Below are 16,786 nucleotides of genomic sequence, written 5' to 3'. Positions count from 1 at the left end.
ATGAATTCAGGAGCTATAACCCAAGGTGGTTATTGGGCTAGAGCCTGATTTCGCTTGAAATCAGGCGAGACCGCCTTGACCGGCGCGGCCGGCAGGTTCTGCACATTGCTGGCGGCAATCACACCGCCGCCCAGGCACACACCGCCCTGGTACAGCACGGCCGACTGCCCCGGCGTGACCGCCCATTGGGCATCGGTAAACGTCAGCTCGCAGGTGGCGCCTGCGCCGCTGCTCAACACGCACGCCGCGTCGGCCTGCCGGTAGCGCGCCTTGGCCGCCATGGCGCCGGGCGCCGGTGCGTGGCCGGCCACCCAGCTGCAGTCCTGCGCCTGCAACACGGTCGATTGCAGCCACGGGTGCTCATGGCCTTGCACCACCCACAGGGTGTTGGTGTCCAGGTCCTTGCGCGCCACAAACCACGGTTCGTGCTCGCCAACGCCGCGTTGGCCGCGCGCCTGCGCCGCCTTGAGTTCGGCGCCTTTGGCCTTCACGCCGCCAATGCCCAGGCCCTGGCGCTGGCCCAGCGTGTAGAACGACAAACCGACATGCTCACCCAGCACGCGGCCCTTGTCGTTCTTGATGGGGCCGGGTTCCTTGGCGATGTAGCGGTTCAAAAACTCGCGGAAGGGCCGCTCACCGATAAAACAAATGCCGGTGGAGTCTTTTTTCTTCGCGTTCGGCAGGCCGATCTCGTCGGCGATGCGGCGCACTTCGGTCTTGTGCAACTCGCCCACGGGGAACAGCGTTTTGGCCAACTGCGCCTGGTTCAGGCGGTGCAAAAAGTAGCTCTGGTCTTTGGCCGGGTCCAGGCCCTTGAGCAGCTCGTGCAGGCCGGTGGCTTCGTTGTGGCGCACCCGCGCATAGTGCCCGGTGGCGATTTTTTCGGCGCCCAGGCGCATCGCGTGGTCTAAAAACGCCTTGAACTTGATCTCGGCGTTGCACAGGATGTCGGGGTTGGGCGTGCGGCCGGCCTGGTATTCGCGCAGGAACTCGGCAAACACGCGGTCTTTGTAGTCGGCGGCGAAGTTGACGTGCTCGATCTCGATGCCGATCACGTCGGCCACCGCAGCGGCGTCGACAAAATCGATGTTGGATGAGCAGAACTCGCTGTCGTCGTCATCTTCCCAGTTCTTCATGAAGATGCCGATGACCTCGTGGCCCTGCTGTTTGAGCAGGTGCGCGGTCACCGCGGAGTCCACGCCTCCGCTCAAACCCACAACGATCCGCTGCGCGGATGTGCCTTTATTAGCCATGGGCTAATTATCCCCGCGCGCCCAATCACGGTGGGTTTGCGGGGATGATGGCGCCCCGGGGGCGCGGGAAAAGCGCGTTTCAGCCCCGGGGCTGGTACACGCTGGGGTCGGTCGTCACCAGCGCCATCGGGTAGCGCTTGCCCGCCAGGTAGTCTTCCATGCAGGTCAGCAGCAAGGGGCTGCGGTGCATGGGGACGCTGGCCCGGATTTCGTCGGCCGTGAGCCACACGGTGCGCACGATGCCTTCGTCCAGCGCCTGGCCGGCCACGTGCTCACCGAGTTCGCCGCAAAAGGCAAAACGCAGGTAGGTAATGTCCATCGGCTCGTCCTGCCCGGGCACGGCGCGCTCGAAGCGGGACAGGTACACACCGACGATCTCGGTCGGCTTGAAGTGAAAGGCGGTTTCTTCCAGCGTCTCGCGGGCGCAGCCCTGTATCGGGCTTTCGCCCGGATCCAGGTGGCCGGCGGGGTTGTTGAGCTTCAGGCCGTCCCGGGTTTCCTCCTCGACCAGCAGGAATTTCGAGACGCCGTCTATCGTTTTTTCTATCACCGCAGCGACCGTGACGCTGGGTTTCCATCGTGTATTCATGGGTGGGGATTATCGGTGGGGCGTGTGACAAACCCGGCGGGTATTTTTGCCATGGCCGGATGGGCAGGGCCGGCCGTCATCCCGCGGGCTTTTGCGCCGCGGCACCAAAGCCGCCGGCAAAACTCTCCCGCAAATGCTCGACCAGGCATTGCACTGCCTTCGGCACCTGCGGCGACCAGGGCCTCAAGGCGTAGATGCGCTCACCGAAAAAGCCTTGCACCTGCCAGTCGGGCAGCACCTGAACCAGCGGCGGGCCGCTGGCCGTGGTGGCGCTGAAGTCCGGCAGCAGGCCGATGCCCAGGCCCGCCACCAGGGCCTCGCGCAACACCTCGCTGTTGTTGGCCTTGAGGGTGCCGGTCACCGTTACGCCTACCTGCTCGCGGGACTTTCGCTTGCCGCTGCGCACAAAGGTCCAGGTGGTGGCTGCGTTGTGGTTGCCCAGGTAGAGCAGGCAGTCGTGGCCGGCCAGTTCGGACGGCTGCGCCGGCGTGCCGCGCCGCGCCAGGTAATCCGGGCTGGCCAGCAGGATGGAGCGTGTTTCGCACAGCACCCAGGCCACATGGGTGTCAGGTGGGGCGTTGGTGTGCCTTATGGCCAGGTCGAAACCCTCGTTGGCCAGGTTGACAAAGCGGTCGGTCAACTCGAGCTCGATGTGGATCTCGGGAAAGCGCTTGAGGAAAGCCGCCACAAAGGGCGCCAGGTGCTGGCGCCCCAAGGCGACCGGCGCCGTGACGCGCACCAGTCCGCGCGGCGTTCCCACCAGGTCCTTGACGGCGGTGAAGCTCTCGCTGATCCGGTTAAAGGCCGGCTGCATGCCGTTGACCAGCTGCTGGCCGGCCTCCGTCAGGCCGACCGAACGTGTGGTGCGCCGCACCAGCATCACGCCGGCGGCGCGCTCCAGCTCGCTGATGCGCATGCTGACCGAGGCCTTGGAGGCGCCCAGGCGGCGCGCCGTCTCGGTAAAACTGCGGGTGGCGGCCAGCACCGTGAGCAGGTGGAGGTCGGCCACAAGGGGGGAAAGCTGGTCGGAAGACATGGGTAAGCCGTTTAAGCCACTTCGGCGATTGATTGTTCAGCAATATGAACAATGTAATCACAAAAGAGGGCATTATCAATTCGGGCTTGCGCGCCTAGACTGCCATCAAGCCGCCCCTTTGTGGGTGCCCACTTCAACTGCCAGGCCATCTCCAGAGGATTCCCCATGTCTTTATCGCCCGCCACTGCTTCGCAAGCCACCATCGGCCACTACCTCAACGGCCGCGTCACTGCACCCACGTCGGGCCGCAGCCAGGAAGTCTTTAACCCGGCCACCGGCGCGGTGTCTGGCCATGTGGCGCTGGCCAGCACGGCGGAAGTGGACGCCGCCGTGGCCTCCGCGCAGGCGGCTTTCCCGGCCTGGTCCGACCTGCCGCCGCTGCGCCGCGCGCGCGTGATGTTCAAGTTCCTGGAACTGCTCAACCAGAACAAGGACAAGCTGGCCCACATGATCACGGCCGAACACGGCAAGGTCTTCACCGATGCGCAAGGCGAGGTCTCGCGCGGCATCGACATCGTGGAATTCGCCTGCGGCATCCCGCAACTGCTCAAGGGCGACTTCACCGACCAGGTCTCTACCGGCATCGACAACTGGACGCTGCGCCAGCCGCTGGGTGTGGTGGCCGGCATCACGCCGTTCAACTTTCCGGTGATGGTGCCGATGTGGATGTTCCCGGTGGCGATTGCGGCCGGCAACTGCTTTGTCCTCAAGCCCAGCCCGATTGACCCCAGCCCCAGCCTCTTCATGGCCGATCTGCTCAAGCAGGCCGGCCTGCCGGACGGCGTCTTCAACGTGGTGCAAGGCGACAAGGAAGCGGTCGACGCGCTGCTGGTGCACCCGGACGTGAAGGCCGTGTCCTTTGTCGGCTCTACGCCGATCGCCAACTACATCTATGAGACCGGCGCGCGCCACGGCAAACGTGTGCAGGCCCTGGGCGGCGCCAAGAACCACATGGTGGTCATGCCCGACGCCGACCTGGCGCAGGCGGTGGACGCCCTGATCGGCGCAGGCTACGGCTCAGCCGGCGAGCGCTGCATGGCGATCTCGGTGGCCGTGCTGGTCGGCAATGTGGCCGACAAGCTCATCCCCATGCTCGAGGCACGCGCCAAAACGCTGGTCATCAAGAACGGCGTGGAGCTCGACGCCGAGATGGGCCCCATCGTTACCTCGGCGGCGCACCAGCGCATCACCGGCTACATCGACACGGGCGTGAAAGAAGGCGCCAAGCTGCTGGTGGACGGCCGCACCTTCACCGGCGCCAAGGCCGGCCCGGGCTGCGACAAGGGCTTCTGGATGGGCGGCACGCTGTTCGACCACGTCACGCCCGATATGCGCATCTATAAGGAAGAGATCTTCGGCCCGGTGCTGGGCTGCGTGCGCGTGAAGGACTTTGCCGAAGCGGTGAACCTGATCAACGCCCATGAGTTCGGCAACGGCGTGAGCTGCTTTACCCGCGACGGCCATGTGGCGCGCGAATTCAGCCGCCGCATCCAGGTCGGCATGGTCGGCATCAACGTGCCCATCCCGGTGCCCATGGCCTGGCACGGCTTCGGCGGCTGGAAGAAAAGCCTCTTTGGCGACATGCATGCCTACGGCGAAGAAGGCGTGCGCTTTTATACGAAGCAGAAGTCCATCATGCAGCGCTGGCCCGAGAGCATCGGCAAAGGCGCCGAGTTCGTGATGCCCACCGCAAAGTAACCCACCGGCAAGCCGCAACAAGCCCAGCCCCACCCGCCACATCAGGGCCGGTGGGGCTATTTTTATGCGTGTCTTGATGTGGGTCAAAAACTATAGACTCCCCTGACAAAAAATTGCAAAAATCTCATGTAAGCTTCATGACAGGTACAAAAACGGACTCGCAGACACCAGACACCGAGACAGATCGCGCGCAAGCCCGCCCTGGGCTGACGTCAACCAAACCAACACCAACGTACTGAGGAGAGACCCATGCTCATTGGGGTACCCGCCGAAATCACGGCCGGAGAAACACGCGTCGCCATCACGCCCGAAACGGCCAAAAAGCTCAAGGCCCAAGGGCACACCGTCCGTGTGCAATCGGGCGCCGGCGTCGCCGCCAGCGTTCCCGACGAGGCTTACACGGCTGTCGGCGCGGAGATCACCGATGCGGCGGGCGCTTACGGCGCCGACATCGTGCTCAAGGTGCGCTGCCCGCTCGACAGCGAAATGGGCCTGGCCAAATCCGGCGGTGTCCTGGTCGGCATGCTCAACCCCTTCGATGCCGCAGGCCTGCAGCGCCTGGCGGCAGCACAGCTCACTTCCTTTGCCCTTGAAGCCGCGCCGCGCACCAGCCGCGCGCAAAGCATGGACGTGCTCTCGTCGCAAGCCAACATTGCCGGCTACAAGGCCGTGATGATGGCCGCGGCTGAATACCAGCGCTTCTTCCCCATGCTGATGACGGCGGCCGGCACGGTCAAGGCGGCACGCGTGGTAATCCTCGGCGTCGGTGTGGCCGGCCTGCAGGCGATTGCCACCGCCAAGCGCCTGGGCGCTGTGATTGAGGCCAGCGACGTGCGCCCCAGCGTGAAAGAACAAGTCGAATCCCTGGGCGGCAAGTTCATCGACGTGCCCTACGAAACCGACGAAGAGCGCGAAGCCGCCGTCGGTGTGGGCGGTTATGCCAAGCCCATGCCGCCAAGCTGGCTCGAGCGGCAAAAGGCCGAAGTCGCCAAGCGCGTCGCGCAAGCCGATGTCGTCATCACCACCGCACTGATCCCGGGCCGCCCCGCACCCGTGCTGGTCACCGAAGACATGGTCAAGGCCATGAAACCCGGCAGCGTGATCGTCGACCTGGCCGCACCGCAAGGCGGCAACTGCCCGCTGACCGAGCCCGGCAAGACCGTCGTCAAGCACGGCGTGACGCTGATCGGCCAGACCAATGTGCCGGCCCTCGTCGCGGCGGACGCCAGCGCGCTCTATGCCCGCAACCTGCTCGATTTCCTCAAGCTCATCATCACCAAGGAAGGCACGCTCAATGTCGACCTGGAAGATGACATCGTCGCCGCCTGCCTGATGACGCAGGGCGGCGAGGTCAAGAAGAAGTAACCCCCGGATCAATCGGCTCAATTGAATTTAATCGGATGGCCGGGTTCATGCCCGCGCAGTCCCTCACGGAGAAGACCATGGATGCAGTGTCACCCACCCTCATCAACCTGATTATTTTTGTACTGGCCATTTACGTGGGTTACCACGTGGTGTGGACCGTCACGCCGGCCCTTCACACGCCGCTGATGGCGGTGACCAATGCGATCTCGGCCATCGTGATCGTGGGCGCGATGCTCGCGGCCGCACTGACCGAAACGCCGCTGGGCAAAACCATGGGCGTGCTGGCCGTGGCACTGGCGGCCGTCAACATCTTCGGCGGCTTCCTGGTCACGCGCCGGATGCTGGAGATGTTCCGCAAGAAAGACAAGAAAGCCGCCGCGCCTGCTGAAGGAGCCGCCAAATGAGCATGAACCTCGTCACGCTGCTGTACCTGGTGGCTTCTGTTTGTTTTATCCAGGCGCTCAAGGGCCTGTCACACCCCACCAGTTCGATCCGCGGCAACCTGTTCGGCATGGTCGGCATGGCGATTGCCGCGCTGACCACGGCCGCACTAATCGTCGAAATCTCGGGCGGCAAGGCCCTGGGCATGGGTTACGTCCTGCTGGGCCTGGTGGTCGGCGGGGGCTATGGCGCCTGGCGCGCCAAGACGGTCGAGATGACCAAGATGCCCGAGCTGGTGGCGTTCTTTCACAGCATGATCGGCCTGGCCGCGGTCTTTATCGCCGTGGCCGCGGTGGCCGAGCCCTACGCTTTCGGCATCGCGCCCAAAGGCAGCCCTATCCCCACCGGCAACCGGCTGGAGCTCTTCCTCGGCGCGGCCATTGGCGCCATCACCTTCAGCGGCTCGGTGATCGCCTTCGGCAAGCTGTCGGGCACCTACAAGTTCCGTCTGTTCCAGGGTGCGCCGGTACAGTTCGCCGGCCAGCACAAGCTGAACCTGGTGCTGGGCCTTATCACCATCGGCCTGGGGCTGGTGTTCATGTTCACGGGCAGCTGGCCCGCGTTTTTCGCGATGCTGGCGCTGGCCTTCGTGATGGGCGTGCTGATCATCATCCCGATCGGCGGCGCCGACATGCCGGTGGTGGTGTCCATGCTCAATAGCTACTCGGGCTGGGCCGCGGCCGGCATCGGTTTTTCGCTCAACAACTCCATGCTGATCATTGCGGGCTCGCTGGTCGGCTCGTCGGGCGCCATCCTCTCGTACATCATGTGCAAGGCGATGAACCGCTCCTTCTTCAACGTGATCCTGGGCGGCTTCGGCGGTGAGGCCGGCACGGCCGCCGCAGGCGCCAAAGAGCAGCGCCCCGTCAAGTCGGGCTCTGCCGATGACGCGGCTTTCATCCTGGGCAATGCCGAGACCGTGATCATCGTGCCGGGCTACGGCCTGGCCGTGGCACGCGCCCAGCATTCCGTCAAGGAACTGGCGCAAAAGCTCACTGAGAAGGGCGTCAACGTCAAGTACGCGATTCACCCTGTGGCAGGCCGCATGCCGGGCCACATGAACGTGCTGCTGGCCGAGGCCGAAGTGCCTTACGACCAGGTGCATGAAATGGAAGATATCAACGCCGAGTTCGGCCAGGCCGACGTCGCCATCATCCTGGGCGCCAACGACGTGGTGAACCCGGCCGCGCACGTCAAGGGCAGCGCCATTTACGGCATGCCCATCCTGGAGGCCTACAAGGCCAAGACCGTCATTGTCAACAAGCGCTCGATGGCGGCCGGCTATGCGGGCCTGGACAACGAACTCTTCTACATGGACAAGACCATGATGGTGTTCGGCGACGCCAAAAAGGTGATCGAAGACATGGGCAAGGCCATCGAGTAACCCAAAAGCCTGAGCGCAGGCTCACGCCTGCCGGGGCTTCCCGCGGCCTTGCGCCGCGGGCGCCTCTCAATTTAGAGAGCTTTCCCTCCTGATTTCCCGGGTTTCCTAGGGAAAACGCAATAGCCACGAAGAGGGCACGCCATGAGAATCCATGGCAGTAAGCAACACGTAATGGAGAAGACAAACATGAATGCAGCGACCCTTGACCGCCCATGGCTCAAAGCCTATCCGCCGGGCGTTCCAACCGATATCGACGCGTCCCAGTACCCGTCGCTGGTCGCCTTGATGGAGGAAAGCTTCAAGAAACACGGCAGCCGCGTCGCCTACAGCTTCATGGGCAAGGACGTCACTTTCGGCCAGACCGACAGCCTGTCGCAGGCCTTCGGCGCCTATTTGCAAAGCCTGGGCCTGGCCAAGGGCGACCGCGTCGCCATCATGATGCCCAACGTGCCGCAGTACCCGGTGGCCGTGGCCGCCATCCTGCGCGCCGGCTATGTGGTGGTCAATGTCAACCCGCTGTACACCCCGCGCGAACTGGAGCACCAGCTCAAGGACTCGGGCTCCAAGGCGATCGTCATTATTGAAAACTTCGCCAACACGCTGGAGCAGTGCATCGCCGCCACCCCGGTCAAGCACGTGGTTCTGTGCGCCATGGGCGACCAGCTGGGCATGCTCAAGGGCGCGCTGGTCAACTACGTGGTGCGCAATGTCAAGAAGATGGTGCCGGCTTTCAACCTGCCGGGCGCCGTGCGCTTTAACGACGCAGTGGCGCAGGGCACGCGCCTGACGCTCAAGCGTCCCGACATCAAGCCTGACGACGTGGCCGTGCTGCAATACACCGGCGGCACCACCGGCGTTTCCAAGGGCGCCGTGCTGCTGCACCGCAACGTGATCGCCAACGTGCTGCAGTCCGAAGCCTGGAACGGCCCGGCCATGGCCGGCATGTCCGCCGACCAGCAACCCACCTATGTCTGCGCGCTGCCTCTGTATCACATCTTCGCTTTCACGGTGAACATGATGCTGGGCATGCGCACCGGCGGCAAAAACATCCTGATCCCGAATCCGCGCGATTTGCCGGCCGTCCTCAAGGAGCTGGCCAAGCACAAGGTCAACAGCTTCCCTGCGGTCAACACGCTTTTCAACGGACTGGCCAACCACCCCGACTTCAACACGGTCGACTGGTCGCACCTGAAGATTTCGCTGGGCGGCGGCATGGCCGTGCAAAGCGCGGTGGCCAAGCTCTGGCTTGAGAAAACCGGCTGCCCGGTCTGCGAAGGCTACGGCCTGTCGGAAACCTCGCCTTCTGCCAGTTGCAACCCGACCAACAGCAAGGCCTTCACCGGCACCATCGGCGTGCCGATTCCCGGCACGTACTTCAAACTGCTCGACGATGACGGCAACGAAGTGCCGCAAGGCCAGCCCGGCGAGATCGCCATCAAGGGCCCGCAGGTCATGGCCGGCTACTGGCAGCGCCCCGACGAAACCGCCAAGGTCATGACGCCCGACGGCTACTTCAAGTCCGGCGACATCGGCGTGCTCGACGAGAACGGCTTCTTCAAGATCGTCGACCGCAAGAAGGACATGATCCTGGTCAGCGGCTTCAATGTCTACCCGAACGAGATCGAAGACGTGGTGGCCAAGCTCGACGGCGTGATGGAATGCGCCTGTGTGGGCGTGGCCGACGACAAATCCGGCGAAGCTGTGAAGCTGGTCATCGTCAAGAAAAACCCCGACCTCACCGAAGCCCAGGTGCGCGAATACTGCAAGGCCAACCTGACCGGCTACAAACAGCCCAAGGTGGTCGAGTTCCGCACCGACCTGCCCAAGACGCCTGTCGGCAAAATTCTTCGCCGCGAGTTGCGCGACAAGAAATGACGCGAAGCGTCATTTCTTTCAGCAAAGGCTCACAACTGCCCTGCTTGCAGGGCTTGTGATGCCGGCGCTGCAAGAAGTGGCCGAGCACACAAGTTTTAGAGCCTGCAAAGGTTTTCTACGGGGCGACGCAAGTCGCCCTTTTTTACGCCCGTACCCACCTGGGGATGCCTCATGGGCACAATCAAGCCATGTCACCCACACCCGCCTCCACCACCCCAACCGCCATCCTCAGTGCCCTGTTGCAGGAGCAGCAAGGCCTGATGGAGTTGTTGCATCATCCGCGCAAAGTCAGCCACGCCGGCCGCGACTTCTGGCTGGGCGACCTGCACGGCAGGCCGGTGGTGCTGGCCTTGTCAAAGATCGGCAAGGTGGCGGCCGCCACCACGGCGACGGCGCTGATCGAGCGCTTCAGCGTGCGGCGCATGGTGTTTACCGGCGTGGCGGGCGGCCTGGGCGCGGGCGTGAATGTCGGCGACATCGTGGTGGCCACCGATTTTGTACAGCACGACCTGGACGCCTCGCCGCTGTTTCCGCGCTACGAGGTGCCTCTGTACGGCCGCACCCGCTTCGACGCCGACCCGGCCCTGACGGCGCTGCTTTTCGGTGCCGCCTCCGCCGCGCTTGCCCATGGCCAGGCCAGCGCGGCGTTTCCGCAAGCGCGCGCTCACCAGGGCCTGATCGCCAGCGGTGACCGCTTTGTCTCAGGCGCCGGCGAATCGCGTGCGCTGCACGCCGCGCTGACCGGCGCCGGCCACGAGGTGCTGGCGGTGGAGATGGAAGGCGCGGCGGTGGCGCAGGTGTGCCTGGACTACGGCGTGCCGTTTGCCGCCGTGCGGACCATTTCCGACCGGGCGGACGACAGTGCGCATGTTGATTTCCCGCGGTTTGTCGAAGAAGTGGCGAGCCGCTATGCGCATGCCATCGTGGAGAAATTGCTGGTTTCGCTGTGACACCACGACATCACGACACTCTGATGCTATGAATTAGATAGCGGCATGCCCAGGCAGGGTGTGGGTTGCAGGCCGAAAAGGCTGTTGTTGACGGAGCCTGCCGCGAACGCTCGAACGTTTCGCAGGTTTTTAGTGTTTTTGGCCTCTAGCCCAGGTTCTGATTAGGCTTGTAGCTATCAAAACAATAGCAAAAACAAAAAATCAAGAAAAATCAAGAAAAAAACAAAAAGCCCGCATGAGGCAGGCACACGGGCTTTGAAGGGCTTGCTGCTCGCGCCGTGGGCGCAGCGGCAACGCGGGCTCAGTCTTCCAGTTCGGCTTTCGCCATCTCCACATCCAGCCGCTCGGTCGCGTCCAGCGGCTTGCTGGCAGCGGCCTGCTCATACAGCCTGGTGGCTTCCTTCATCTTCTTGTCGCCTTCCAGCATGACCATGCCGTTGGCGTACTCGATCATGCCGATGGCGGAGCCGGGATGCAGTTTGAGCGCGTCCTTGTAGAGCGTCAGGCCGATGTCTTTCTTGGCGCCGTAGGTCATGCCGCCTATCAGCGAGCCCACCTTGTCGATCACCTCGGCGTGGAAGGCCGCCAGCGCGATGTGCGCGTCGGCATGCCTGGGCGACAGCTTGATGGCCTGCTCCAGCGAGTTTTTCACCTTGGTTCCCAGGCCCTGGGCCAGGGCCTTGGCCACGCTGATGCCCTGGCTGTAGCGGCCCAGCGCATAGGCCTGCCAGTACCAGGCGTTGGCGTTCTTGGGGTCGTCCTTTTGCTGCGCCTCGGCGCGGGCCGCGACTTCCATGAAGAGGTCGAGCTTGGTTTTTTCTTTCGTTTCCAGGTAGGTGGCGTACATGCTGGCGGCTTTGTTGGCCACGGTGATGCCGTCGCCGCCGGCCTTGATGCCGGCATCAAAGGCCTTCTGGAAGTCGCCGTTGTGAAACAGGACCCAGGCCTGAAGCACATCCGCATCCTTGGGCAGGGGTTCGCAGTCGCCCTGGTGCAGGCGGGCCCAGCTCTTCTTCAGGCTGGCGGCATCAAATGTGTAGTCGCCGGCGTGGGGAAAGGCAGTCCATTTGGCCATGTGTGTTGTCTCCTAGGTAAAAATTGTTGGTGTTATGGATGAGGGCGGATTGGCTGAACTCAAGAGAACTCAAGACGGGTTGCTGTACGCACCCACCAGGGCCTGCAAGTGGGCGCGCTGGCCTTGCTCCAGGTAGGGAATCAGCAGGTTCAGCACATGGTGCGCGCCGCGCAGCAGCGCAGCCTGCGCGTTGGCCGGTTCCAGCGCGTTGCGCGGGTCGCGAACGTATTCGAAGCTGAGCCAGTAAGTCAGCACGACCACCATGCTGGTGGCCGTGGCCTCGACTTCGCGCGAATCAATCGTCATCGCGCCGGTGCGGCTCATGCCGTCAAGCAGCGCCTTGACGGCGCGCGTCTTGTTCTTGAGCACCCACTGGAAGTGGGTTTCCAGCCGGCGGTTCTTGCTCAGCAGGTCGTTCAGGTCGCGGTACAGGAAGCGGTACTGCCAGATCAGCTCGAACAGCGTGTGCATGAAAAACCAGGCGTCCTCCACATCGCGCACGCCGTCGCTGGCATTGAGCAGCTCGCTCAGGGATTTTTCGTAGCGGTCGAACAGCGAGTTGATGAGCTCGTCTTTGGCCGGGTAGTGGTAGTAGAGGTTGCCGGGGCTGATGTTGAGCTCGGCGGAGATCAGCGTGGTCGACACATTGGGCTCGCCAAAGCGGTTGAACAGGTCCAGGGTGACCTCCAGGATCCGTTCTGCTGTACGGCGCGGCGCTTTTTTCGCCATAAGTTGTCTACCTCTTAGTGTTCTTTACTCTAACCCAGCGCCTGCCGGCGCGGAACTAGGGAAGTCCATCAATCAGCCGGCGCGGGCTTGCCGCGCATCCCGGGATGCAACGCGGAGAACCTTTGACTTAAACCGCTGCAGGCAACGCGTGCCCGTGGCGGGAAGCCGCCTTCACGGCGTGGCTCAAATCTTCCATCACGTCTTCGAGCGAGGCGATGGCGCGGCCCACGCGGGTCGCAGCCGGCCTGGCGGCCACGAGGTGCCTTTTGGGGTCTTCCAGGATGTCCAGGTTCAGCGACACGCCGTGCCGCGCCAGCCTGGCCGACAGCGTGGTCTTGCGCGAGCGCAGCATTTGCCGGGTTTTTTGGTAAGCGTGCTCGGCCAGCTCGCGGCGCTGGCTGTAACTGAAGGTATTGGCCAAAAACATTTCGGCATCGCGGTGGTCGGGCTCCAGCAGCACGATGTCGGTGTCGGGATAAGCCTTCTCGTAGTGCTTCATGCCCAGTTCCAGCCGCGAATGGATCATCGAGCGGAAGGTCTGGCTCAGCACCGCGGGCAGGCCGCCATTGACGATGCGCGGGATGGACTGTTTCTCACGCGGCAGGCCGCGGCGCATGACGCGCTGGTCCATCGCCAGCTCGGGTGCCCGCGTCGAATTGAACGGCACCAGCGGATTCAGGCAGAACATCAGGTCGATGCCGTCGTCCATCGCCACACCGGCGTGCATGGTTTTCTTCAGCGCCCCGTCGACGTAATAGTGCCTGTCGATCTCGACCGGGGGGAACAGGCCGGGCAAAGCGGAGCTGGCCTGCACGGCTTTGGAGATGGGGACGTGGTCCCAGCCCGGGCGGCCGAAAGGAGCGGCGTCCCCGCTGTCCAGGTTGGTCGCCACCAGCGTGAGGCGCGTGCGCAGTTCCCGGAAGTCGTTGGTGCGGCCGGGTTTGGAAAAGAGTTTCTCGAGTTGTGTGTGGACTTCGTCGTTGGAGAAGATGCCCGTGGGCAAGGCCGGCCCCAGCGCTTCCAGCGCATTAACGAGTGATTTACGCCCCAGCGTCGCGCGCCAGAGGGCCGATGCGGCAAGGCCGGGGAACATGATGCCTCGCCGCAGGAACTCGCCGTAGGCCGGCACCATGAGCCAGGCCGGGTCAAACACTTCGGAGGCCGTGTCGCCGTTTTCAATGAAGGCCGCGCACAACTCGCGCGGCGTCATGCCGTTGGCCAGGCCCGCAGCGATAAAACCGCCGGCCGAGACACCGACATAGTGGTCCAGGCCGGTGAATGAAAGGCCTCGCAGGGTTTCATCGAGTGCGCACAGCGCGCCGATTTCGTAGATGGCCCCCAAAGGACCGCCGCCGGCAAGTGCCAATGCAATGCGCGGCTTGTGGGAAGAAGGCTTCTTTTTGGAACGCTTGGCTGGAGTCATGGCAAGAAAGTGTAGACGGCGGCCCGAGGGGAATTTGCTGCTCTGCAGCAATTGCGAAAGGGCAAACGGCCGCGATCAGGCGTAAAAAAAGGGACGGCGTGTCCCTTTTTCTGGATCCTTGTGATGATCAGGCCGACTTGCGTGCTGCGGGCCGTTTGGCGGGAGCCTTTTTGGCGGCCGGCTTGGCTGCGGTTTTTGCCGCTGCTTTGCGGGCAGGCGCTTTTCCGCTCATTTGCTGCACATTGCGATTGAGTTCGTCGATGCGGGCAATTAGGGCGTCCACGTCTTTGGCCGAAGGCACGCCGAGCTTGTTCAGGGCTTTGGCGACGCGTTCTTCGAAGATGTTTTCGAGCTTGTCCCACTGGTGGCCGGCCTTGGACTGGATGTCGGTGGCCATGTTGGCCATCTTGTTGGTGGCCTCGGAGATTTTTTCTTCAGCAACTGCCTGGGTCTTGCGCTGGATGGACAGGCCTTCCTTGACCAGCGTCTCAAACACTTTGCCGCCTTCCTCCTGTGCCTTGGAGAAAGCACCCAGGCCGGCCAGCCAGATTTGCTGGGCGGATTCCTTGACGGCGCCCGACAGCTGCGGGCCCGTCTTTTTGTCGGCGCTCATTTTTTGCAGTTTCTTGACCATGGTGTACTCCAGACTGTGTGTGGTTGTGGATCGTTGCGCAATATACCGCGCAGAACGGAAAATAATAAGCCCTCTGCGCAGCGGCGTTTAGGTGCCGCGTTCTAGAACGCTAGAGACGTGGCTCTATGGAAAAGCGTCCGGCAGGCCGCTGAACGCGGGTTTCTGCTGAATAGAGAGTCATGCCCTTTAAGCAAGAATCACTTTTTGATTGGCAGTTCAGCGGAGAAAACACAACATGCATTATTTCGTCACGGGAGCCACAGGCTTCATCGGTAAACGCCTGGTCAAAAAACTTCTGGAACGAAAAGGCACGACCGTGCATTTCCTGATTCGCAAGGAGAGCGCCGGCAAGGTGGCGGCGCTGAGGGAGTTCTGGGGCGTCAGCGCCGCGCGCGCCGTTGCCGTGCATGGCGACCTCACCAGCAAAAAGCTGGGTGTTAGTAGCGAAGACATCAAAAAGCTCAAAGGGCAGGTCGGGCATTTCTACCACTTGGCCGCCGTCTACGACCTGGGCGCCGACGAAGAAAGCCAGATCGCCGTCAACATCGAAGGCACACGCAACACGGTCGAGTTCGCCAAGGCCATCGATGCCGGGCATTTTCACCATGTGAGCTCCATCGCCGCGGCCGGCCTTTATGAAGGCGTGTTCCGCGAAGACATGTTCGAGGAAGCCGAGAACTACGAGCACCCCTACTTCATGACCAAGCACGAGAGCGAAAAAATCGTGCGCAAGGAATGCAAGGTGCCGTGGACGGTGTTCCGCCCCGCCATGGTGGTGGGCGACAGCAAGACCGGCGAGATGGACAAGATTGACGGCCCGTACTATTTCTTCAAGCTGATCCAGCGCATGCGCCAATTGCTGCCGCCCTGGATGCCGGCAGTGGGGCTCGAAGGCGGGCGCATCAACATCGTCCCCGTCGATTTTGTCGTCGACGCGCTGGACCACATCAGCCACAAAACGGCGATCGCCAAGAAGTGCTTCCATCTGGTCGATCCGGTGGGCTACCGCGTGGGCGACGTGCTGGACATCTTCAGCCGCGCGGCGCATGCGCCCAAGATGAACCTCTTTGTGAATGCCGCCTTGCTCGGTTTCATTCCGAAAGGCGTGAAAAAGAGCCTGATGGCGCTGGCGCCCGTGCGGCGCGTGCGCAACGCGGTGCTGGCCGACCTGGGCCTGCCTGAAGACATGCTGACTTTCGTCAACTACCCGACCCGCTTTGACTGCCGCGACACCATGGCCGCGCTCAAGGGTGCGGACATCGAATGCCCCAACCTGAAGGATTACGCCTGGCGCCTGTGGGACTACTGGGAGCGCCACCTGGACCCGGACCTGCACATCGACCGCTCGCTCAGGGGTACGGTCAATGGCAAAGTGGTGCTGGTTACCGGCGGCTCTTCCGGCATCGGCCTGGCGGCTGCGCATAAATTTGCCGAAGCGGGTGCCATCACCGTCATCTGCGGGCGCGACCAGGACAAGCTCGATGAAGCCTGCAAGGAAGCCAAGGCCAAGGGCTATCACTTCGTGGCCTATCCCGCCGACATCGCCGACATGGCCGACTGCGACCGCTTCCTCAAGCTGCTGATCGCGAACCACGGCGGCGTGGACTTCCTCATCAACAACGCGGGCCGCTCCATCCGCCGTGCGATTGAGGCCAGCTACGACCGTTTCCATGACTATGAGCGCACGATGCAGCTCAACTACTTCGGCTGCCTGCGTGTGACCATGGGCCTTTTGCCCGGCATGGCCGCCAAACGCAAGGGCCACGTGGTCAACATCAGCTCGATCGGCGTGCTGACCAACGCACCGCGATTTTCAGCCTATGTGGCCTCCAAGGCCGCGCTCGACGCCTGGACACGCTGCGCTTCCAGCGAGTTCGCGGACGTCGGCATCAGCTTCACCACCATCAACATGCCGCTGGTGCGCACGCCCATGATTGCGCCGACCAACCTGTACAACAACGTACCGACGCTGTCTCCTGAAGAGGCGGCCGACATGATCGCGCAGGCCTGCATCTTCAAGCCGGTGCGCGTGGCCACGCGCCTGGGCATTACGGGCCAGCTGATGCATGCGCTGGTGCCGCGCATCGCGCAAATTGCGATGAACACCAGCTTCCGCATGTTCCCCGACTCCTCGGCCGCCAAGGGCGAGAAAGCGGCGAAACCCCAGCTGTCCGCCGAGGCTGTGGCCATGCAGCAAATGATGCGCGGAATTCACTTCTGACCGGGGCGGGCGAGAGCCCTTAAAAGGATTTCCCCGCGCGGGCGGGGCCTTACTGGTTTCGCCCGCCTTCTTCATGACCGCCATTGCGGGGCCAAAGGCATAATGCAAGCCGG

Annotated in this window: 14 protein-coding genes; 7 read left to right on the top strand and 7 right to left on the bottom strand. The window is 63.0% G+C overall.

What is annotated here, in order from left to right; genetic code table 11:
• Positions 1-29: 29 nt before the first annotated feature.
• The 3 genes from mnmA to DT070_RS03755 all read right to left on the bottom strand — a co-directional run bounded on the left by mnmA (position 30) and on the right by DT070_RS03755 (position 2,878).
• Positions 30-1,253, bottom strand: coding sequence for a tRNA 2-thiouridine(34) synthase MnmA (gene mnmA, locus DT070_RS03765; RefSeq protein ID WP_122954208.1), 1,224 nt, complete (start codon positions 1,251-1,253; stop codon positions 30-32).
• 79 nt (positions 1,254-1,332) lie between these two features.
• Positions 1,333-1,842 (bottom strand): NUDIX hydrolase, encoded by a 510-nt coding sequence (locus DT070_RS03760; RefSeq protein WP_122954207.1) that lies wholly within the window; start codon positions 1,840-1,842, stop codon positions 1,333-1,335.
• A gap of 76 nt (positions 1,843-1,918) precedes the next feature.
• Positions 1,919-2,878: a LysR family transcriptional regulator gene (locus DT070_RS03755; RefSeq protein WP_122954206.1), complete on the bottom strand. Its 960-nt coding sequence runs from the start codon at positions 2,876-2,878 to the stop codon at positions 1,919-1,921.
• A 165-nt stretch (positions 2,879-3,043) separates the two neighbouring features.
• Here DT070_RS03755 and DT070_RS03750 point away from each other — a divergent pair, with 165 nt between their 5' ends.
• From DT070_RS03750 to DT070_RS03725, 6 genes are all read left to right on the top strand, one after another.
• Positions 3,044-4,576 (top strand): CoA-acylating methylmalonate-semialdehyde dehydrogenase, encoded by a 1,533-nt coding sequence (locus tag DT070_RS03750; RefSeq protein WP_122954205.1) that lies wholly within the window; start codon positions 3,044-3,046, stop codon positions 4,574-4,576.
• 249 nt (positions 4,577-4,825) lie between these two features.
• A complete protein-coding gene (locus tag DT070_RS03745) occupies positions 4,826-5,941 on the top strand; it encodes a Re/Si-specific NAD(P)(+) transhydrogenase subunit alpha (protein WP_122954204.1) in 1,116 nt (371 codons plus the stop codon).
• Positions 5,942-6,018: 77 nt separating this feature from the next.
• Entirely contained in the window at positions 6,019-6,345 is a 327-nt protein-coding gene (locus DT070_RS03740; RefSeq protein WP_092132381.1) for an NAD(P) transhydrogenase subunit alpha, read from the top strand.
• Entirely contained in the window at positions 6,342-7,766 is a 1,425-nt protein-coding gene (locus DT070_RS03735) for an NAD(P)(+) transhydrogenase (Re/Si-specific) subunit beta (protein WP_122954203.1), read from the top strand. The genes DT070_RS03740 and DT070_RS03735 overlap by 4 nt, the downstream gene beginning before the upstream one ends.
• 186 nt (positions 7,767-7,952) lie before the next feature.
• Positions 7,953-9,641: a long-chain-fatty-acid--CoA ligase gene (locus DT070_RS03730; protein WP_122957234.1), complete on the top strand. Its 1,689-nt coding sequence runs from the start codon at positions 7,953-7,955 to the stop codon at positions 9,639-9,641.
• A gap of 188 nt (positions 9,642-9,829) precedes the next feature.
• The gene (locus tag DT070_RS03725) at positions 9,830-10,591 is read left to right on the top strand and encodes a 5'-methylthioadenosine/adenosylhomocysteine nucleosidase (protein ID WP_122954202.1); all 762 of its coding nucleotides are present in this window, start codon (positions 9,830-9,832) and stop codon (positions 10,589-10,591) included.
• Between the two features lie 301 nt (positions 10,592-10,892).
• On the opposite strand, the gene DT070_RS03720 is transcribed toward DT070_RS03725, so the two are convergent.
• The 4 genes from DT070_RS03720 to DT070_RS03705 all read right to left on the bottom strand — a co-directional run bounded on the left by DT070_RS03720 (position 10,893) and on the right by DT070_RS03705 (position 14,452).
• Positions 10,893-11,666, bottom strand: a complete 774-nt coding sequence (locus DT070_RS03720) for a hypothetical protein (RefSeq protein WP_122954201.1) — start codon at positions 11,664-11,666, stop codon at positions 10,893-10,895.
• Positions 11,667-11,735: 69 nt separating this feature from the next.
• Positions 11,736-12,395 carry a TetR/AcrR family transcriptional regulator gene (locus tag DT070_RS03715; RefSeq protein ID WP_122954200.1) on the bottom strand — a complete coding sequence of 220 codons (660 nt, stop codon included), beginning with the start codon at positions 12,393-12,395 and terminating at the stop codon, positions 11,736-11,738.
• A gap of 127 nt (positions 12,396-12,522) precedes the next feature.
• Positions 12,523-13,818, bottom strand: coding sequence for a patatin-like phospholipase family protein (locus DT070_RS03710; protein ID WP_122954199.1), 1,296 nt, complete (start codon positions 13,816-13,818; stop codon positions 12,523-12,525).
• Between the two features lie 127 nt (positions 13,819-13,945).
• Positions 13,946-14,452, bottom strand: a complete 507-nt coding sequence (locus tag DT070_RS03705; RefSeq protein ID WP_122954198.1) for a phasin family protein — start codon at positions 14,450-14,452, stop codon at positions 13,946-13,948.
• Between the two features lie 235 nt (positions 14,453-14,687).
• Here DT070_RS03705 and DT070_RS03700 point away from each other — a divergent pair, with 235 nt between their 5' ends.
• Positions 14,688-16,673: an SDR family oxidoreductase gene (locus tag DT070_RS03700; RefSeq protein ID WP_122954197.1), complete on the top strand. Its 1,986-nt coding sequence runs from the start codon at positions 14,688-14,690 to the stop codon at positions 16,671-16,673.
• Positions 16,674-16,786 lie beyond the last annotated feature (113 nt).

It is taken from the genome of Polaromonas sp. SP1 (assembly GCF_003711205.1).
Lineage (GTDB): Bacteria > Pseudomonadota > Gammaproteobacteria > Burkholderiales > Burkholderiaceae_C > Polaromonas.
This window is presented reverse-complemented; position numbering and strand designations above follow the sequence as displayed.